At 54.5% G+C, this 15,946-nt stretch carries 15 protein-coding genes and 1 tRNA gene; 6 read left to right on the top strand and 10 right to left on the bottom strand.

What is annotated here, in order from left to right:
• Together M0P74_10375 and M0P74_10370 are read right to left on the bottom strand one after the other, a co-directional pair.
• Positions 1 to 980: TAXI family TRAP transporter solute-binding subunit (locus M0P74_10375; GenBank protein MCK9363985.1), on the bottom strand; the 980-nt coding region annotated here is incomplete at its 3' end.
• A gap of 121 nt (positions 981 to 1,101) precedes the next feature.
• Positions 1,102 to 2,310 (bottom strand): CoA transferase, encoded by a 1,209-nt coding sequence (locus M0P74_10370; protein ID MCK9363984.1) that lies wholly within the window; start codon positions 2,308 to 2,310, stop codon positions 1,102 to 1,104.
• Between the two features lie 555 nt (positions 2,311 to 2,865).
• Here M0P74_10370 and M0P74_10365 point away from each other — a divergent pair.
• A complete protein-coding gene (locus tag M0P74_10365; protein MCK9363983.1) occupies positions 2,866 to 4,260 on the top strand; it encodes a sigma 54-interacting transcriptional regulator in 1,395 nt (464 codons plus the stop codon).
• A 107-nt stretch (positions 4,261 to 4,367) separates the two neighbouring features.
• On the opposite strand, the gene M0P74_10360 is transcribed toward M0P74_10365, so the two are convergent.
• On the bottom strand, positions 4,368 to 5,483 hold the full coding sequence (locus M0P74_10360; GenBank protein MCK9363982.1) for a M20/M25/M40 family metallo-hydrolase: 1,116 nt from the start codon (positions 5,481 to 5,483) through the stop codon (positions 4,368 to 4,370).
• A 370-nt stretch (positions 5,484 to 5,853) separates the two neighbouring features.
• Between M0P74_10360 and M0P74_10355 the strand changes: the two genes are divergently transcribed.
• Together M0P74_10355 and M0P74_10350 are read left to right on the top strand one after the other, a co-directional pair.
• Complete coding sequence (locus M0P74_10355) at positions 5,854 to 6,054, top strand: hypothetical protein (GenBank protein ID MCK9363981.1); 201 nt, start codon at positions 5,854 to 5,856, stop codon at positions 6,052 to 6,054.
• 161 nt (positions 6,055 to 6,215) lie between these two features.
• Positions 6,216 to 7,157 carry a tetratricopeptide repeat protein gene (locus tag M0P74_10350; GenBank protein MCK9363980.1) on the top strand — a complete coding sequence of 314 codons (942 nt, stop codon included), beginning with the start codon at positions 6,216 to 6,218 and terminating at the stop codon, positions 7,155 to 7,157.
• Between the two features lie 9 nt (positions 7,158 to 7,166).
• Here the strand turns inward: M0P74_10350 and M0P74_10345 are convergent, their stop codons facing one another.
• From M0P74_10345 to M0P74_10335, 3 genes are read right to left on the bottom strand one after another with little or no spacing between them, the layout of a single operon-like run.
• The gene (locus M0P74_10345; GenBank protein ID MCK9363979.1) at positions 7,167 to 7,628 is read right to left on the bottom strand and encodes a hypothetical protein; all 462 of its coding nucleotides are present in this window, start codon (positions 7,626 to 7,628) and stop codon (positions 7,167 to 7,169) included.
• A gap of 19 nt (positions 7,629 to 7,647) precedes the next feature.
• A complete protein-coding gene (locus M0P74_10340) occupies positions 7,648 to 8,823 on the bottom strand; it encodes a PilT/PilU family type 4a pilus ATPase (GenBank protein ID MCK9363978.1) in 1,176 nt (391 codons plus the stop codon).
• A 36-nt stretch (positions 8,824 to 8,859) separates the two neighbouring features.
• Positions 8,860 to 9,942, bottom strand: coding sequence for a type IV pilus twitching motility protein PilT (locus M0P74_10335; protein MCK9363977.1), 1,083 nt, complete (start codon positions 9,940 to 9,942; stop codon positions 8,860 to 8,862).
• Between the two features lie 268 nt (positions 9,943 to 10,210).
• Between M0P74_10335 and M0P74_10330 the strand changes: the two genes are divergently transcribed.
• The 3 genes from M0P74_10330 to M0P74_10320 all read left to right on the top strand — a co-directional run bounded on the left by M0P74_10330 (position 10,211) and on the right by M0P74_10320 (position 11,039).
• Positions 10,211 to 10,286: transfer RNA gene (locus M0P74_10330), tRNA-Ala, on the top strand.
• 154 nt (positions 10,287 to 10,440) lie between these two features.
• Positions 10,441 to 10,695, top strand: coding sequence for a type II toxin-antitoxin system HicA family toxin (locus M0P74_10325; GenBank protein ID MCK9363976.1), 255 nt, complete (start codon positions 10,441 to 10,443; stop codon positions 10,693 to 10,695).
• A complete protein-coding gene (locus M0P74_10320; GenBank protein ID MCK9363975.1) occupies positions 10,692 to 11,039 on the top strand; it encodes a type II toxin-antitoxin system HicB family antitoxin in 348 nt (115 codons plus the stop codon). Before M0P74_10325 ends, M0P74_10320 begins: the two co-directional genes overlap by 4 nt.
• Positions 11,040 to 11,057: 18 nt before the next feature.
• Here the strand turns inward: M0P74_10320 and M0P74_10315 are convergent, their stop codons facing one another.
• The 4 genes from M0P74_10315 to M0P74_10300 all read right to left on the bottom strand — a co-directional run bounded on the left by M0P74_10315 (position 11,058) and on the right by M0P74_10300 (position 15,801).
• Positions 11,058 to 12,116 carry a deoxyhypusine synthase gene (locus M0P74_10315; protein ID MCK9363974.1) on the bottom strand — a complete coding sequence of 353 codons (1,059 nt, stop codon included), beginning with the start codon at positions 12,114 to 12,116 and terminating at the stop codon, positions 11,058 to 11,060.
• A 293-nt stretch (positions 12,117 to 12,409) separates the two neighbouring features.
• Positions 12,410 to 12,895 carry a 3-isopropylmalate dehydratase small subunit gene (locus M0P74_10310; protein MCK9363973.1) on the bottom strand — a complete coding sequence of 162 codons (486 nt, stop codon included), beginning with the start codon at positions 12,893 to 12,895 and terminating at the stop codon, positions 12,410 to 12,412.
• A gap of 49 nt (positions 12,896 to 12,944) precedes the next feature.
• Positions 12,945 to 14,225 (bottom strand): 3-isopropylmalate dehydratase large subunit, encoded by a 1,281-nt coding sequence (leuC, locus tag M0P74_10305; protein MCK9363972.1) that lies wholly within the window; start codon positions 14,223 to 14,225, stop codon positions 12,945 to 12,947.
• 43 nt (positions 14,226 to 14,268) lie between these two features.
• A complete protein-coding gene (locus tag M0P74_10300; protein MCK9363971.1) occupies positions 14,269 to 15,801 on the bottom strand; it encodes a 2-isopropylmalate synthase in 1,533 nt (510 codons plus the stop codon).
• Positions 15,802 to 15,946 lie beyond the last annotated feature (145 nt).

Below are 15,946 nucleotides of genomic sequence, written 5' to 3'. Positions count from 1 at the left end.
TTCGGCATTAATCTTCCAGGAATGGCCACGCCTTTTTCCTTATAGTACTTGACTGCTCCCGGATGCAGGGGAGCCACCGCATATTTCATGGTATTTTCCGGGGTGGCCCAATCGGCCTTTTTATAAACTTTCTGCAATACGGGAATATTTTCATAGACCGCTTTGGTGATTTGATAAGCCAGTTCATCAGACAACTCGGCAGTGGCCAGCATGGAATTCCAGATGCCGGGGGTTTTCACATCAACCTTGATCGCCGGATATGTTCCTGCCTTGATGGTTAAGGGGGCATAATACTCATATTTTGCCTGTATCTTCGCCAATTCCTCATCGCTGAAATTTACCAGGGCAACCTTATGCGTTGCCGACAAATCCATAATGAAGGGAGCAGGGGCGGCAATTGCCCCAAACTGCACATCAAGCGAGTCATTTCTTATCGCCTGCGCGCCCTCGTTCCAGTTCAGATTCTGCAGCTTAAAGTCCTTCAAGCTGATCCCCAGGGCTTCAAAAACAGCAGCCGTCATTACACTTGTACCGGTCCCCGGATTTCCGATGGAGACCCTTTTGCCGATCAGCGATTTCGGAGTTGTCAGGTTATCCTTTTCCAGGGCAACGCCTTGGAGCTCTGCAGGATACATTGTAAAAAGCGTCCTGATTTTGTCCTGCGGCTTTTTAAAACGGTTGATTCCTTTCACGGATTGAAAGACCACGTCGTTCATTGCCGGGCCAACCTGAATGTCGTTTATCTGCATCCTTGTTATATGTTCTACCGACGAGCCCGGACATACTTCAACTGTCGGCTGGACATCGGGAACTTTCGTGCTGATAATTGTGGCCAGCGCACCGGAATAAAGATAGTAAACGCCTCCTACGCCGTTTCCTCCGATGGATATCCTGTTTTTTGCCGCTTGCCCGACCGCCGGAACGCTGATCAGGGTAAGCGCCAAGATGGCAATCACTGCAAAACTACGATTCACTTTCATTGAACAAATCCTCCTCTCACATTTTTTAATTAAATGCAGGGCAGGATGCCCTGCAATGGTTTTAACAATGCCGGTCAGAAACAAAAATAAGGATAGATTCCGGCTCATCACTGCCCTCATATTAAAAAACATTTTTCTGCCGCAGACGCTGAATGGTTTCTTCCGGGTACGACAATACCTCTCGCAAGATTTCATCGGTATGCTGACCCAGCAGAGGAGCAGGCGTATGGACAGCGGCAGGCGTAACGGAAAGCTTGATCGGTGAGCCAACCATTTTCATCGGTCCGGCCTTCGGATGGTCAACATTGATGATCATCTCCCTGGCCTTTGCAATATGTTCGTCTTCCACGATATCCTTCACCCCGTAAATGGGGGCGCAGGGAATCTTGCGTTTCAGCAGAAAATCTACAATATCCTTTACGTTTTGCTGAAGTGTCCACTCTTCGACAATCTGTTTTACGCGCGCGTCATTCTTGACACGATCGACATTCGCCTGATAGTCCCCTACTTCAAGCAAGTCTTCCCTACCAATGGCCCGGCAAAATTCTCTCCAAAGCTTGTCGTTGCCTATGCCGATGACGACCCAGCCATTTTTAGCGGAAAATGAACCATAGGGAGATATGAACTCGTAGCGGTTGCCAACCCTCTGCGGCTCTCGCTGTTCAACAAGATATATCTGGATGACTGCCGCCATGGACGCTACCACTGAATCCACAAGCGAGACGTCAACGTGCTGTCCGCGGTTGATATTGTTGCGGGCCAGAAGGGCGCTCAGTATGCCGATGCCGGAACAGAGCCCGGCAAGAACGTCGGCAATGGCCACCCCTGTCCTTGTCGGCGGACCGTCGGGCCATCCGGTGACGCTCATAATCCCTCCCATGGCCTGACCGATAATGTCGTATCCGGGCAGATCCCGATACGGCCCGTATTGACCAAATCCGGAGATGGAGGAATAGACGATTGAGGGGTTTTCTTTGGATAATTCCTCATAACTCAAGCCCATTTTTTCCATTGTTCCCGGCCGGAAATTTTCTATGACGACATCGGAGCATTTTACAAGGTCCAGAAACACGCCTTTTCCTTCGGGTGTCTTGAGATCAATCGTCATGCTGCGTTTGTTTCTGTTGAGATTCATGAAATAGGCGCTTTCCGTGCCGATAAAGGGAGGATAGGAGCGGCTGTCATCGCCCAAACCGGGGACTTCGATTTTTATGATCTCGGCGCCGAGGTCTCCCAGCATCATTGTGCAGAATGGACCTGCGAGAACGCGGGTAAGGTCAAGCACACGGAGGTTCATTAAGGCGCCATTTTTGCTATCACTGCTTTTCATCAGCACAGACCCCTACTTTCTTGAAAGGCCTCAAAAGTTCATGTTTTATAAAATGTCCGGCAAACTGAGAATCGCTGTTTGAAAAGCAGCAGAATATTGAAGACCTTAAGCAGTATGCGTGCCAGGAGAACAACTATTATGCAAAAAGATTTCTATTTCTGCGTGAGCAAGACGGGTAGCGCAACAGCGCTTTTTGTGCCGGATAAAAAATCCATAACGATTTTTCGGAAAACAAAGGGATTGACAAGAAAGCAAAGAGATTCTATAAATTTTCTAAAATTTTGGAAATAAAATCAACCCGGAGGCAATTGCAAAACCATTTGTCATTCCCGAAAGCGAAGCTTAATGTTCATAATATCTCTATCGGGAAAGCGAAGCTTAATGTTCATAATATGGTTTTTCAAGCAGTTATAACCAGATTATGAACATTAAACTTCGTTTTATGAACATTAAGCTCCGCTTTCCCGCTCAGAATCGTTGCGGGAATGACAAGAATGGGGAGTTTTGCAATTACCTCCCCGGATAAGTAGAAACCGCTTCCCGGAGATTCGCAGCATGGACGAAAGCGTTGTCACCATGACACCCGATAAGTTAATGGAATCCAACCTCTTCGAAATCAGCAAGGATCCCCTGTTCAATCTTATCTTCAATTCCGTTAAGGATGCAATCCTGATCAGCGACCGGAATGGCATCGTGCTTTTTATTAACAATGAATATACTCGCCTTACCGGGGTAGAACAAAAGGATATCTTAGGCAAATATGTCGGCGATGTTCGAAAAGGAGCAAGGCTGCCCGATGCCCTGAGAACAGGCCGGCCATTGCGGGGAATCAGGCGAACGGTGGACAATCTGGAATATATCGCGGATGTTCATCCCATCATTATCAATTCCGTGATCATAGGCGGGATATCAGTGATGCACGACATAACGGAAATTGTCAGCCTGAGTAACAAGATCAAGAGCTACTCCTCAAAAATTAAAGAATTTCACAAGGCATCTTACTCTCTTGAAGACATCATCGGTGTAAGCATCCCGATTAACAAAATTAAAAAACAGATACAGCATATCAGTTTCAGCGACGCCTCCGTCATAATTACCGGTGAAAGTGGCACGGGAAAAGAATTATTCGCCCACGCCATACACAATGCCAGCACACGAAAGGAAGAGGCCTTCGTTGCCGTCAATTGCGCCGCTTTTTCGGCCCAGTTGCTTTTAAGCGAACTGTTCGGATATGAACAGGGCGCCTTCACGGGAGCCCAGAAAGGCGGCAAGCTCGGGCTTTTCGAGATCGCCAATAACGGCACGCTCTTCCTCGACGAAATAGGCGATATGGAACTGGACATGCAGTCAAAAATCCTGCGTGTGCTGGAAAACCATGAGTTTATAAAAGTGGGGGGAACAAAACCGATAAAGGTCGATGTGAGAATCATCTCGGCAACCAACAAGGATATAAATCAGCTTATTGCCGACATGAAGTTCCGCAGCGACCTCTTTTACCGGCTTAACGTGGCGCATTTTGACATACCGCCGCTGCGCAGTCGCCCCGGGGATATCCCCCTCCTCATCTTTCACTGCCTGAAAAAGCTAAGCCGGATTTCTCATCGGACACTAACCATTGCGCCCACGGCAATAGAGATTTTGACAAAATACAATTTCCCTGGCAATGTACGGGAATTGTTCAACATTTTAGAATTTGCCGCCAGCAGTAGCGATGATGGTCAGATAGAGGCAAACCACCTTCCTATAGTCAATGATCAACCCGGGAAATCATCGGATTTATCCGACCTCGTGAGAATCTCTGAACGAGAACTCATCGGCAAGGCTCTGAGCCGTCACGAAAATTCGGTCAAGGGGAAACGTCTGGTTGCACTGGAACTTGGCGTCTCACTGGCAACGTTGTACAATAAAATCAGGCAATACGGCATTGCTCTCCCGCATAAAAACCAGTGACGGCAATGACGATCCGCGGACAACACTACCGCCTTGATCGTAACGGCAATCCGACAGGTCCTCGCTGTTAGCGTTTAAATAGGGTTTAAATAGGGACAGAGCCCCTATTAATTTCCAGCAAAAAATAGGGGCTCTGTCCCTATTTTTTTGATAAAGCGGACACCGGCGCGGAGCTGGGAGATGGCAATGGATTCCTCCGGCGAGTGCATTTTCTGGGCGCCGAAGCCGAGGCCTATGCAGGGCAGGCCCCGACCGTTGAAGACATTGGCGTCCATCCCGCCGCCCGATTTTTTGAATGTGGGCTCGATACCCGCGGCCTTCGCCGCGCGCAGGGCGTTTATAACTACCGGGTGCGTCTCCGGGATGCTGAAGGTCTCAAAATTCAACTCGCGCCTTATTTTCACCCCTGCGTCGGCCGCGGCAGCTTCCTCGGTGAAGGCGGCGATCGTCTTTTGCACCTCCTCCTCAAGTTTATCGGCGTTGAAGCTCCGAATTTCGATGGCAACTTCGGCGTTTTCCGGGACGATGTTCCTTGCCTTCCCGCCGCTGATGAGACCGACGTTAATGGTGGTGTCATCGTCGATGCGACCGCTCTTCAGGCGGGCAATCGCCGCCGCGGCAACGGCAATCGCGTTGATCCCCTGCTCGGGACGCGCCGCGTGGGCGGCCTTCCCCGCAAGCGTGAAATCGAGATCGACCTTGGAAGGAGACCGGGTAACGATGTTACCTACCGGGCCGTCGCCATCGATGATGTAGCCGAAATCAGACTTCAATTCCGTCTGGAAAAATTTGGCGCCGAAGAGCCCGATCTCCTCCTGAACGGTAAAGAGCAGCTCGAGCGGCCCATGCGCCTCGCCCTCTTCCAGAATATCCGAAACGGCCGCCAGAATCATCGCGATTCCCGCCTTGTCGTCCGCACCGAGCACCGTCTCGCCGTTCGAGTAGATCACCCCGTCGCGAATAACGGGGATCATCCCTTCCGTTGGCCCTACCGTGTCCATGTGCGCGCACAGCAGAATCGCCGGCCCGGCGGCATTGCCCGGGATGCGGACAAGGATATTTCCCGTGTCGCTTCCCGAAAGGCGGGCCGAGTCGTCCAGCACCGGGGAAAGCCCCATCTCCCAGAGCCGTCCTGTCAGATAGGCGGCAACCTTTCCTTCCCGGCGCGACGGGCTGTTAAGGGAGGCAAGCCTGATAAATTCCTCAACAACATCAATTTTCATAACCCTGTCCTCTTGTTTTTCGTATAGCATGTCGGCCGCCTTAATCAACAATTGAATGGTTCTTGATATACTTCCAAACAGCGCGGCTGTCAACGACGATACCGGAGACAAAGCGCTGTTCGCTTAACTTTGCTGCCGCAAGCCTCAAAAATAATAGGGGCTCTGTCCCTAATTAATTAATTTGACAAAATGAAAATAGTTGTTAGAATACAGCAAAATTTAACGGACCGGCAAAATGTCGGGAAAAGGAGACGAAATGTTTTCAGTAACGGAAAAAGCAAGCGAGATGATTGCTGAGTTCTTCAAGGGAAGGCAGGAACCTCCTTCCATTAGAGTTCTCATGCAGGGGGGTGGGTGATCGGGGCCCTCTTTGGGCCTGGCTCTGGATGAGTCAACACCGAACGACGATGTATTCGAAAATAATGGGGTAAGCTACGTTGTCGAAAAGAAACTGCTGCAAGAAGTGCAGCCGATTGTGGTCGAATTCATCGAATCCGCTAACGGCGGCGGTTTTCAGGTAAAATCAAGCATGAGCGTAGGGGGCAGTTGCGGCTCCTGTTCAAGCTGCTAAATTAGTGCAGTCACGATGTTAGCAAGAAAAGGCTCCGGGGGTAAAATACCGGGGCCTTTTCTTAAATAGGGGCGAACCCATCCCCACCCTTTCCCTCCCCTTGAAGGTGAGGGAAGTTGGATGCAATATTTTCAGTAAGTTGAGTTATATTTTCAGATGAAATGAGCGATAACTACATTTCTCCCCTGCGCCTCCGGGCTGACGAATTGAACGCGGCCGGTCTTCCGGACGAAGCGGCGGTTCTGTACAAAAAATTGGCGGAAGAAAATCCGGATGAAGACTCCCATCTCCTTTGCCTGGCCTGGGCTCTTAATGACAGCGGGCAGCGGGCAGCGGCGGTTGAGTGCTTCGAAGAGCTCTTCCGCCGGGAGCTGGCGCGCGGGCTCGTCGCCGATTTTGCCTTCGATGAGCTGGTGCGCATTCACCGGGAGGAAGAAAACTGGGAGGCGCTGCTTGCGGTCTGCCGGCGCGCCGCCGCAGTAAAACCGGATGACGCTGGTTTTCTCCAGACAATGGCGGAGGCCAGTCTGCGGGCCGGGCTTACTACCGAAGCAGTTGATATTTATAGAAAACTGGTGAAACTCGACCCGGACGCTCCGGAAGCATGGGGGGCGCTTGGAGGCGCGTTAATCGCTACGGGAAATATAGAAGATGGAGAATCCGCCTACCAGCGGGCAGCCCAAAGCGACCCCGAGGCGGCTGTCGTCTATCTTGATCGTCTTGCCGGCGCGCTGCTGCAGGCGGAAGCCCTGGAAAAAGCAATCGCTGTCTGGAATGACTGCGCTGTGCAGCAGCCGGACAATCCTGTTTACTCCATGGCTATCGGCGAGTGCTTCGTTTGCCTGGGACAACTGGACGCGGCTTTCGCGGCGTTTGGCCGCGCCGCCTCCGTGAAGCCGGCCGCCGCCGGGGAATGCTGGCGGCGTTTGGGGGATTTGCTGCAAAAAAGCGGAAATCTTATCGGGGCGGCTGAGTCATACGCCCGGGCGACTGCCGCGGAACCGCAAAACGCCTTCTACCTGCTGCGCCTGGCCTCCTGCTACGCCGCCCAGGACAAAAATGATCTCGCCGCCGCAATCCTCAATAGGGTAAAGACGCTTTAAAAGGTGTTTTCAGCCCTTGCCGACCTTCTTCAGCGTCTCATTGAAAATCTGATAAAACTCGGCGTTATCCGCTGCGCCATGCTTGACGATATCGCCTATCTCATCGATATTCCCGGCATTTACGACAATATTTACGCTGTGGCTGAAGGCGGCCATGTTGTCGTTTGTCCGTAAATCCCGGCCTACCAAAGCCACAAAGAAGCGCCTTCTCGTCGTCATGTTCTGGTTTCCCAGATATTTAAGAACCTCGTTGGCCTCCGGGCCTGCCGCATCGAAAAGTTCATCCACGACCACGACGTTGAAGAGCTGCAGCCGCATTTTTCCGATTGCGTCCGCAGCCGTTTCCGCAAAGGTTGGATTATAGCCCCTCAGTTTCAAGCTGTTGCCGATCCGGCCGCGCAAATCCTGATCCGCTTCGCAAACCAGAGCGGATATTTCTCCCGCGGTTCCACTGCCCTTCTGTTCTTCCATAATCAGCTCCTCGTCTGCCTCAGAATTTTCTCTCCGGTCTCCCGTACCCCTTGTCAACCTGGAGCTTGCCGATATCCGTCGTTTCCTGTCCCCGCGCACTTTTCACCGAATCGATGCCGCGGCCGACGATCCCTTTGTTGGAGGCGTACGCCTTCGCCGTTTCTTCGGTGATTTCTCCCTTGCTGAACAGCTCGACGATGTAGTCATCAAAGGTAATCATCCCAAAGGCCTTCCCCGCCTGGATGATCTCATAAAAGGTCTTCCCGTCCGACTCGCCGTTCAGGATCGTATCCCTGACCCGCATATTGGCGCCCATGATTTCAAAGGCGGCAACGCGCCCTCCCCCCACTTTGGGGAGCAGCCGCTGGCAGGCGATCCAGCGGACCGTGTCGGAAAGCCGTATCCGCATCTGGATTTCCTCCTCGGCGGGGAACATCCCGAGAATGCGGTTGATGGTCTGGCCGGCGTCCACCGTATGGAGGGTGCTGACGACCAGATGCCCCGTCTCCGCCGCGGACAGGGCGATCTCGACCGTCTCCCGGTCCCGCATCTCGCCGACCAGAATCACCTTCGGGGCCTGGCGCAGGGCGGCGCGCAGGCCGCTGGCAAACGTGTCGAAATCGCTTCCCATCTCCCGCTGGTTGAAGGTGGCCTTCTTGTGGGGATGGGAAAATTCCACCGGATCTTCGAGGGTGATGATGTGCACCGCTTTTCGTTCGTTGATGTCGTTGAGAACCGCCGCCAGCGAGGTTGATTTTCCACTCCCCGTGGCGCCGGTGACGAGGATGATCCCGTTTTTCTCCTCGGCCATCTTGTGGAACGCCTCCGGCAGGTTCATATCCCCAAAGGAGGGAATCTTGGTTTCCAGTTTCCTCAGCACGATCGAGTAGTTCCCCCGCTGGGAGAAAATATTGACGCGGAAGCGCGCCTTGCCGGGGAGCTCATACGAGGAATCGCACGAGCCCTGCGCAAGGAGAATCTCCGTCAGCCGCCGATCACGGTTGATCAGGTTGAGCGCAAATATCTCCGCCTGAAAGGGTGTCAATTCGGGAAACGACGGCAACATCTCAACCCCGGTGAGCTGCCCGGAAGCTTCCACCTGAAAGGGTTTGCCGACTGTGATGTTCAAATCGGATACATTATCATGCGAGTCGAGCATCTTTCCCAGAATAAAATCGATCTCCTGCTTTCTCATCTCCTGCCTCCTTCCAACGTGTCTTTCCGTATCCGCTCAGGCCTCGGTAAAATCGGTCGGCGGGGTCTTCAAAAACTGCCGGAACCGCGTCTTGTCGTTTGCCTTCAGGTAAGCCTCGTCGCCGCTGATCCAGCCCTTCGTCAAAAGCTCCATGATCGCGTCGTCGAGGAGCTGCATCCCGTATTTCTTACCGGTCTGCATCATCGAGGGAATCTGGAAGGTCTTGGATTCGCGGATCAGGTTCCGCACCGCGGAATTGGCGATCAGAATTTCCAGCGCCGCGCAGCGCCCCTTCTTGTCTATCCTTTTGAAGAGAACCTGGGCGACAATCGCCCGGAGCCCGTCGGAGAGCGTCGAGCGGATCTGCATCTGTTCACTCGCCGGGAACACCTCGATGACCCGGTCAACCGTTTTGGCGGCGCTTGTCGTGTGCAGCGTTCCGAAAACGAGATGGCCGGTGGAGGCCGCCTCGACGGCCAGCGAGATCGTCTCCAGATCGCGGAGCTCGCCGACAAGAATGATGTCCGGATCTTCGCGGAGCGCGCCCCGGAGCGCCGCCGTGAAGGACTTCGTATGCCGCCCCACTTCCCGGTGGTTCACGATGCAGGACTGGCTCTGGTGGACAAATTCCACCGGGTCCTCAATCGTGATGATGTGATCCTTCCGGGTGATATTGGCCTCATTGATGATTGCCGCAAGCGTTGTTGACTTGCCGCTGCCGGTCGGCCCCGTAACCAGCACCAGCCCCCGCGGAAGCGACGCCAGTTTGGAGATAACCGGGGGCAGACCTAATTGCTGGGCGGAAACAATTGTACTGGGAATCTCCCGGAAAACGGCCGCGCAGCCGAACTGCTGCTGAAAAAAATTGGCGCGGTAACGGGCAAGACCCGGAATCTCGTAGGCAAAGTCAACATCGCCGGTCTCCTCGAACTGCTTGACCTTATGTTCGGGGGCAATCTCGTAGAGCATCGCCTTGAGGCCGTCGTTGGTCAGGACATCGTATTTTACCCGTTCAATATCCCCGCGAATCCGGATGGCCGGCTGCTGCCCGGTCACCAAGTGCAGGTCGGATGCCCCCTCGTCGTGCATCAACTGGAAAAACGCATCGATTTTTGCCATGGATAATCTCCTTAAGGTTATAAGTAAAGGATCGAATGTTTACGGATAATTGGCGCCACTTTCTGCAATGGCGCCCTGCCTGAAAACAGCGCCGCCCAATATTACATTCTCGAAGTTTGGAAAGCAATGTGCGGCGACTATAAAAAAAGACGACGCTCGTGTCAAGAAAAAGGAAACGGCAACTATTTCTTGACAGCCCGGACGTGAATCGTATATGTAACGCGCCAGTTTTCCGGAAGGGTTTTTCGTCCGGTTTTGTCAATCTCTCGGGGATGTAGCTCAGCTGGGAGAGCGCGGCGTTCGCAACGCCGAGGCCAGGGGTTCGAGCCCCCTCATCTCCACCAATCCATAGTTTTACAACGTTTTTCACAGTCCAAAGAAGAAGAGAAACCAGTTAGAAATAGCTGGTTTTTTCTTGCCAGAAAACTGCAACCAAATTTAGTTTTTTCGATTGCCTTTCTTGTGGGCCTTTGGTATCCTGCAAGACGAGGCATATTGATGAGCAAACATGACAAGCTGGTAAAGCGATTTCTCACCCATCCGCTTGACTTCTCGTGGGATGAACTGACGGCTCTGCTGACAGGCTTTGGATACAGGTCGGCAAAAGCAGGGAAAACCGGAGGATCGCGCGTACGTTTCGACCATCAGACAGCCGATCCGATCATTTTGCACCGGTCCCACCCCACCCCGATATTGAAGCGATACCAGATTGAGCAGGTTGAAGAAATTTTAAAGAGGGGAAATATCAAATGAAAGACACGATGGAATACAAGGGCTATTTCGGTTCTGTCCATTACAACGATGACGATAAGGCTTTCTACGGGAAACTGGAGTTCATCCGCGCCTTGATCAGCTATGAGGGAACCGACGTTGTTTCGCTGCGGACAGCCTTCGAGGAAGCCGTCGAAGATTATCTCGAATTTTGCAGGGAAACCGACAAGCAGCCAGAAAAACCCTTCAAAGGTTCCTTCAATATCCGCCTCGATCCTTTCCTGCACCAGCAGCTTGTCTCTCATGCCATGGACGAAGGAAAAACATTGAACGCCTTTATTAAAGATGCCCTGGAGAAGGCCGTTTCAGATACGCACGCTCTTTAGCCTTCCCCGGGCAAAATCTCAATCGAACAGCTTGGCGAAACGCCACGGCTGGCGCTTCTTCCAATTTCCCTTGTGATATGCATAGCTTGCCAGAAGGGGCAGCACCGAGGTTGCCTCCGCATAGACCATCTGTTCGTTTGTGATGTCCACCTTTCCCCAGGAATTCGCCTCTTTGAGCGTGGAACTGGAGCAGGCCCCGTCCCGGACGTCGGCAACGGTGATCTGAATCGCATACTTGTGCATCGGCGCGTCCTTCCCCAGTATCTCGGCGCAGACCACCGTGTCCTGGGCGAAGTTCTTCGGGGAGCCGCCGCCGATCATCAAAAGCCCCGTCGTTTTCGCCTTGATCTTGATCTGGGTAAGCTCCAGAAAATCCCTTACCGAATCAATCGAAAGATGCTTTTTCGGGTGTTTCACCTGATGCATAACCAGGCCAAAACCGGCGCTGCTGTCCGAAAAGGCGGGGCAGAAGATCGGCACATCATGCTCGAAGGCCGTCTGCACGAGCGAATCCTTTTTGACGGAGTTTTCCACGAGGTAGCGCCCCATCTCCCGGATGAATTCCCGCGACGAGTAGGGCCGCGGTTCAAGGCCGTCGGCGATTTTCTGAATCGTCTGGTCGCAGACCTGAAGCTCCTCTTCGTCGATATAGGTGTCGTAAATCCGGTCAATGTAGAGGCTGCGCAAAACGCGGTCGTCCACAAACGGGGTGCCCTGGTAATGGCGGAAGCCCAGCGCCTCGAAAAAATCCATGTCGACGACGGTCGCCCCGGTCGCGACGATCGCATCCACCATGTTGTTTCTTACCAGATCGACGTAAATCTGCATGCAGCCGGCAGCGCTGGTGCTGCCGGCAATCGTCAGGAATATCCCGCACTTTTTCTCGGCGAGCATGCGGTCGTAGGTGTCAGCCGCCACCGCCAGGTCCCGGGCCGTAAAGGACATCCCCTTCATCGCCTCCACGATCGGGGTCGCGTCGAAGGAGGAAATGTCGATATGCTGCACCGGATTCTTCAGCAGCTCTTTCTTGGCATGAACATTAAACTTCGGGTTTTTAACATTATCCTTCTTCTTCATAACAAGCGTCTCCTGTCTTATTTTGATAAACATCGTCTATTTTTTCGCCTGAAAATACATGCATAAATTGTTGATTTGTGATGGGTTACCTTTCAAACAACCGCCTCGGACGCGACTTAAGCGAGAGCTTTGAAAATCTATACCCTTTTGTCATTCCCGCGCAGGCGGGAAAGCGAAGCTTAATGTTCATAATCTATAAGTTCCCGAAAAGACCAGATTCCCGTTTTCACGGGAATGACAATTAACAACATTTCGGGAGAAATTCAAAGCTCTCTAAGCGCGTCCCTCCATTTTTATAACCCTTTGCGGGCGATGTGATTCATCAGGCCGCCGTCGGCAATGAGTTCCTGCATGAAGGGCGGCACCTGCTGGATCGGCAGGAGCGCCGCGCCTGTCCGGATAAACCCGGCGTCGGCGTCAACCTCGATTTCCTCCCCTTCCTGCACCTTTTCCCAAAGTTCCCGGGACTCGAAGATCGGCAGCCCCATGTTGAAGGAGTTGCGGTAGAAGATGCGGGCGAAACTCCTGGCCACCACGCAGGCGACCCCGGCGGCCTTGATGGCAATGGGGGCATGCTCCCGTGAGGAGCCGCAGCCGAAATTCTCGCCGCCGACAATGATGTCGCCGGGCTTTACCAGCTTTGCGAACTCGGGCGATGCGTCTTCCATGCAGTGGGCGGCCAGCCCCTGGGGATCCCAGATGTTCAGATAGCGCGCCGGGATGATCGCGTCGGTGTCGATGTTATCGCCGAATTTCCATATTTTTCCCTTGAATTTCATATAGTCACGTCCTTTCGGATGGGGATTTTCTCCCCGGTGTAGTTGACTGCTATTTCAACTGGTCGGGTCCGGCGAGCTTGCCCAGTACCGCCGTCGCCGCGGCCACAGCCGGCCCGGCAAGGTAAACCTCGCTGCCCTTGTGCCCCATCCGCCCCACAAAGTTGCGGTTCGTCGTCGAGACGCACCGCTCCCCCTTGGCCAGGATCCCCATGTAGCCGCCCAGGCAGGGGCCGCAGGTGGGCGGGCTGATCACGCCGCCGGCGTCGAGAAAGATGTCGAAGAGCCCCTCCTGCAGCGCCTGGCGGTAAACGGCGGGCGTGGCGGGGATGACGATCAGCCGGTAGCCGGGGGCAATGCGCCGCCCCTTGAGAACCCCGGCCGCAATGCGCAGGTCCTCGATCCGGCCGTTGGTGCAGGAGCCGATGACCGACTGGTCAATCTTCACGTCGCCCACAGCGCTGATCCCCCGGGCGTTGGAGGGCAGGTGGGGAAAGGAGACCTGGGGCTCGATCTTCGCGACGTCGATGTCGATGACCGAGTGGTAAACCGCGTCGGGATCGGAGGTGTAGAAGGTGTAGGGACGGAGCGCCCGCCCCTCCACATAGGCCTCGGTTACCGCATCGGGGATAAAGATCCCGGCCTTGCCCCCCGCCTCGATGGCCATGTTCGACATGGTGAACCGGTCGGCCATCGTCAGTTGTGCGATCGTTTCTCCGGTAAACTCCATGGCCCGGTAGATGGCCCCATCCACGCCGATCAGGCCGATGGTGTAGAGGATCAGGTCCTTGCCGCCCACCCAGGGGTTAAGCCTGCCGTGGTAAACGAACTTCATCGTCTCGGGAACCTTGAACCAGAGCTCGCCGGTCATCATCGCGGCGGCGAGGTCCGTGCTGCCCACGCCGGTGGAAAAGGCCCCCAGCGCCCCATAAGTGCAGGTGTGGCTGTCGGCGCCGACGGTCAGGTCGCCGGGAACGACGATCCCCTTCTCGGGCAGCAGGGCGTGCTCGACGCCCGCCTCGCCCACCTCGTAGTAATGGACCAGCTCCTGCTCATGGGCAAAGTCGCGCATCATCTTGCACTGCTCCGCCGAGTCAATATCCTTGTTAGGACTGAAGTGGTCGGGGATCAGAACGACCCGCGTGCGGTCAAAGACCTTTTTCCCCCCTGCCTTGCGGAAGGCGTCGATGGCGATCGGGGCCGTAATGTCGTTGCCGTGGGCGATATCCACCTTCGCGTTGATCAGCATCCCGGGGCTAACAGCGTCAAGCCCCGCATGCCGGCTGAGTATCTTTTCCGAAATCGTCATTCCCATAGCGTTTCTCTCCTTCAATTATTTGGTCCTTCTGGGTGTTTTAATACTAAATATTTCCCTTTTATACAACCGGAACCTTGCGGAGATCCTTGCTCAACCAGACAAGACGGTTCAGCGCGTTGATATAGGCCTTGGCCGAGGCAACCAGCACGTCGGGATGAGCCCCCCGGCCCACGGCGGAACGGCCGTCGAATTTGAGCTGAACCGTGGCCTCGCCCTGGGCGTCCGCCCCCCCGGTTATGGCGTTCACCGCGTATTTCAAAAGCGGGTAGTCGGTTTGCGTGATCTTGCGGATCGCCGTAAAAATCGCATCCACCGGCCCGACGCCAAATCCGGCGTCCTGAACCATCTTCCCGTCCACTTCCATCTGCATCGTCGCCGTGGCCACCGTCTGGGAGCCGCTGACCACGTTCAGGTAAACAAAGCGGTATTTTTCCTCCTGCCGGGAGGTCTCTTCGTAAACGATCGCCTCGAGGTCCTCGTCAAAGATCGCCTTTTTCACGTCGGCCAGCTCCTTGAAGCGGACAAAGACCCGGTTGAGCTCCGCCCCGGCCAGATCGTAACCAATCTCCTTGAGGCGCTTGGCGATGGCGTGGCGGCCCGAGTGCTTCCCCAGCACCATGCTGCTTTCCGAAATGCCAACAGACTGGGGGGTCATGATCTCGTAGGTGATTTTCTCCTTGATCATCCCATCCTGGTGGATTCCCGATTCATGGGCAAAGGCGTTGGCCCCGACGATTGCCTTGTTCGGCTGGACGGGAACGCCGGTGATCTGCGTCAACAGCAGCGAGGCCTGGTGGATGTATTCGCTTTTGATCCCCGTGTAAAGGCCGAAGAGATCCTTGCGGGTTTTGAGCGCCATGACAACCTCCTCCAGGGCGCAGTTGCCCGCCCGCTCGCCGATCCCGTTGATCGTGCACTCCACCTGGCGCGCGCCGTTTTGCACGGCGGCCAGCGTGTTGGCCGCAGCCAGCCCCAGATCGTTATGGCAGTGAACGGAGATTACCGCCTGACCGATGTTCGGCACCCGCTTAAAGAGCAGGGCGATGAGCGCCCCGAACTCATCGGGGATGGCGTAACCGACCGTGTCGGGGATGTTCACCGTTGTCGCCCCCGCGGCGATGACTGCCTCGACCATCTGACAGAGATAGTCCCGGTCGCTGCGGGTGGCGTCCATCGGCGAGAATTCCACGTTGGCCGTCAGGGTGTGGGCATGGGCGACGGCGGCGATCGCCTCCTCGAGCACCTGGCTGCGGGACTTCTTGAGCTGGTACTGAAGATGGATGTCGGAGGAGGAAATAAATGTATGGATGCGGGGGTTGGCCGCCTCGGCAACGGATTGCCAGGCGCGGTCGATGTCGTCCTTGTTGGCCCGGGCCAAGGCCGCGATCTGACAGCCCCTGATCTCCCGGGCAATCTGCTGCACCGAGGCAAAGTCGCCCTCCGAGGCAACGGGGAAGCCGGCCTCGATGATATCCGTCCCCATCCGCTCCAACTGACGGGCGATCCGGAGCTTCTCCTCCGGATTCATGCTGGCCCCCGGCGACTGCTCGCCGTCCCTCAGGGTTGTATCGAAAATTAATACCTTCTCCATTTTTTCCTCCATGACTGTCTCCTTTCAGACAAAATAAAAAAGGCCATGGGCTTTGCCGCCCATGGCCTTCAGGTTTCTCGCTTACTAATTGTTTTACGGATTACCTAAAAACGACGGACGGCTGGCCCTGTATGAAAGGCAAAGG

The organism is Syntrophales bacterium, assembly GCA_023229765.1.
GTDB lineage: Bacteria > Desulfobacterota > Syntrophia > Syntrophales > UBA5619 > DYTH01.
The sequence above is the reverse complement of the archived record's forward strand: the minus strand, read 5'-3'. Positions and strand labels throughout refer to the sequence as shown.

Bases quoted from the DNA above. Each gene is read 5' to 3' on its own strand.
- M0P74_10370 (MCK9363984.1), bottom strand. From the start codon at position 2,310: ATGAAAAGCAGTGATAGCAAAAATGGCGCCTTAATGAACCTCCGTGTG.
- M0P74_10365 (MCK9363983.1), top strand. From the start codon at position 2,866: ATGGACGAAAGCGTTGTCACCATGACACCCGATAAGTTAATGGAATCC.
- M0P74_10360 (MCK9363982.1), bottom strand. From the start codon at position 5,483: ATGAAAATTGATGTTGTTGAGGAATTTATCAGGCTTGCCTCCCTTAAC.
- M0P74_10350 (MCK9363980.1), top strand. From the start codon at position 6,216: ATGAGCGATAACTACATTTCTCCCCTGCGCCTCCGGGCTGACGAATTG.
- M0P74_10345 (MCK9363979.1), bottom strand. From the start codon at position 7,628: ATGGAAGAACAGAAGGGCAGTGGAACCGCGGGAGAAATATCCGCTCTG.
- M0P74_10340 (MCK9363978.1), bottom strand. From the start codon at position 8,823: ATGAGAAAGCAGGAGATCGATTTTATTCTGGGAAAGATGCTCGACTCG.
- M0P74_10335 (MCK9363977.1), bottom strand. From the start codon at position 9,942: ATGGCAAAAATCGATGCGTTTTTCCAGTTGATGCACGACGAGGGGGCA.
- M0P74_10325 (MCK9363976.1), top strand. From the start codon at position 10,441: ATGAGCAAACATGACAAGCTGGTAAAGCGATTTCTCACCCATCCGCTT.
- M0P74_10320 (MCK9363975.1), top strand. From the start codon at position 10,692: ATGAAAGACACGATGGAATACAAGGGCTATTTCGGTTCTGTCCATTAC.
- M0P74_10315 (MCK9363974.1), bottom strand. From the start codon at position 12,116: ATGAAGAAGAAGGATAATGTTAAAAACCCGAAGTTTAATGTTCATGCC.
- M0P74_10310 (MCK9363973.1), bottom strand. From the start codon at position 12,895: ATGAAATTCAAGGGAAAAATATGGAAATTCGGCGATAACATCGACACC.
- M0P74_10300 (MCK9363971.1), bottom strand. From the start codon at position 15,801: ATGGAGAAGGTATTAATTTTCGATACAACCCTGAGGGACGGCGAGCAG.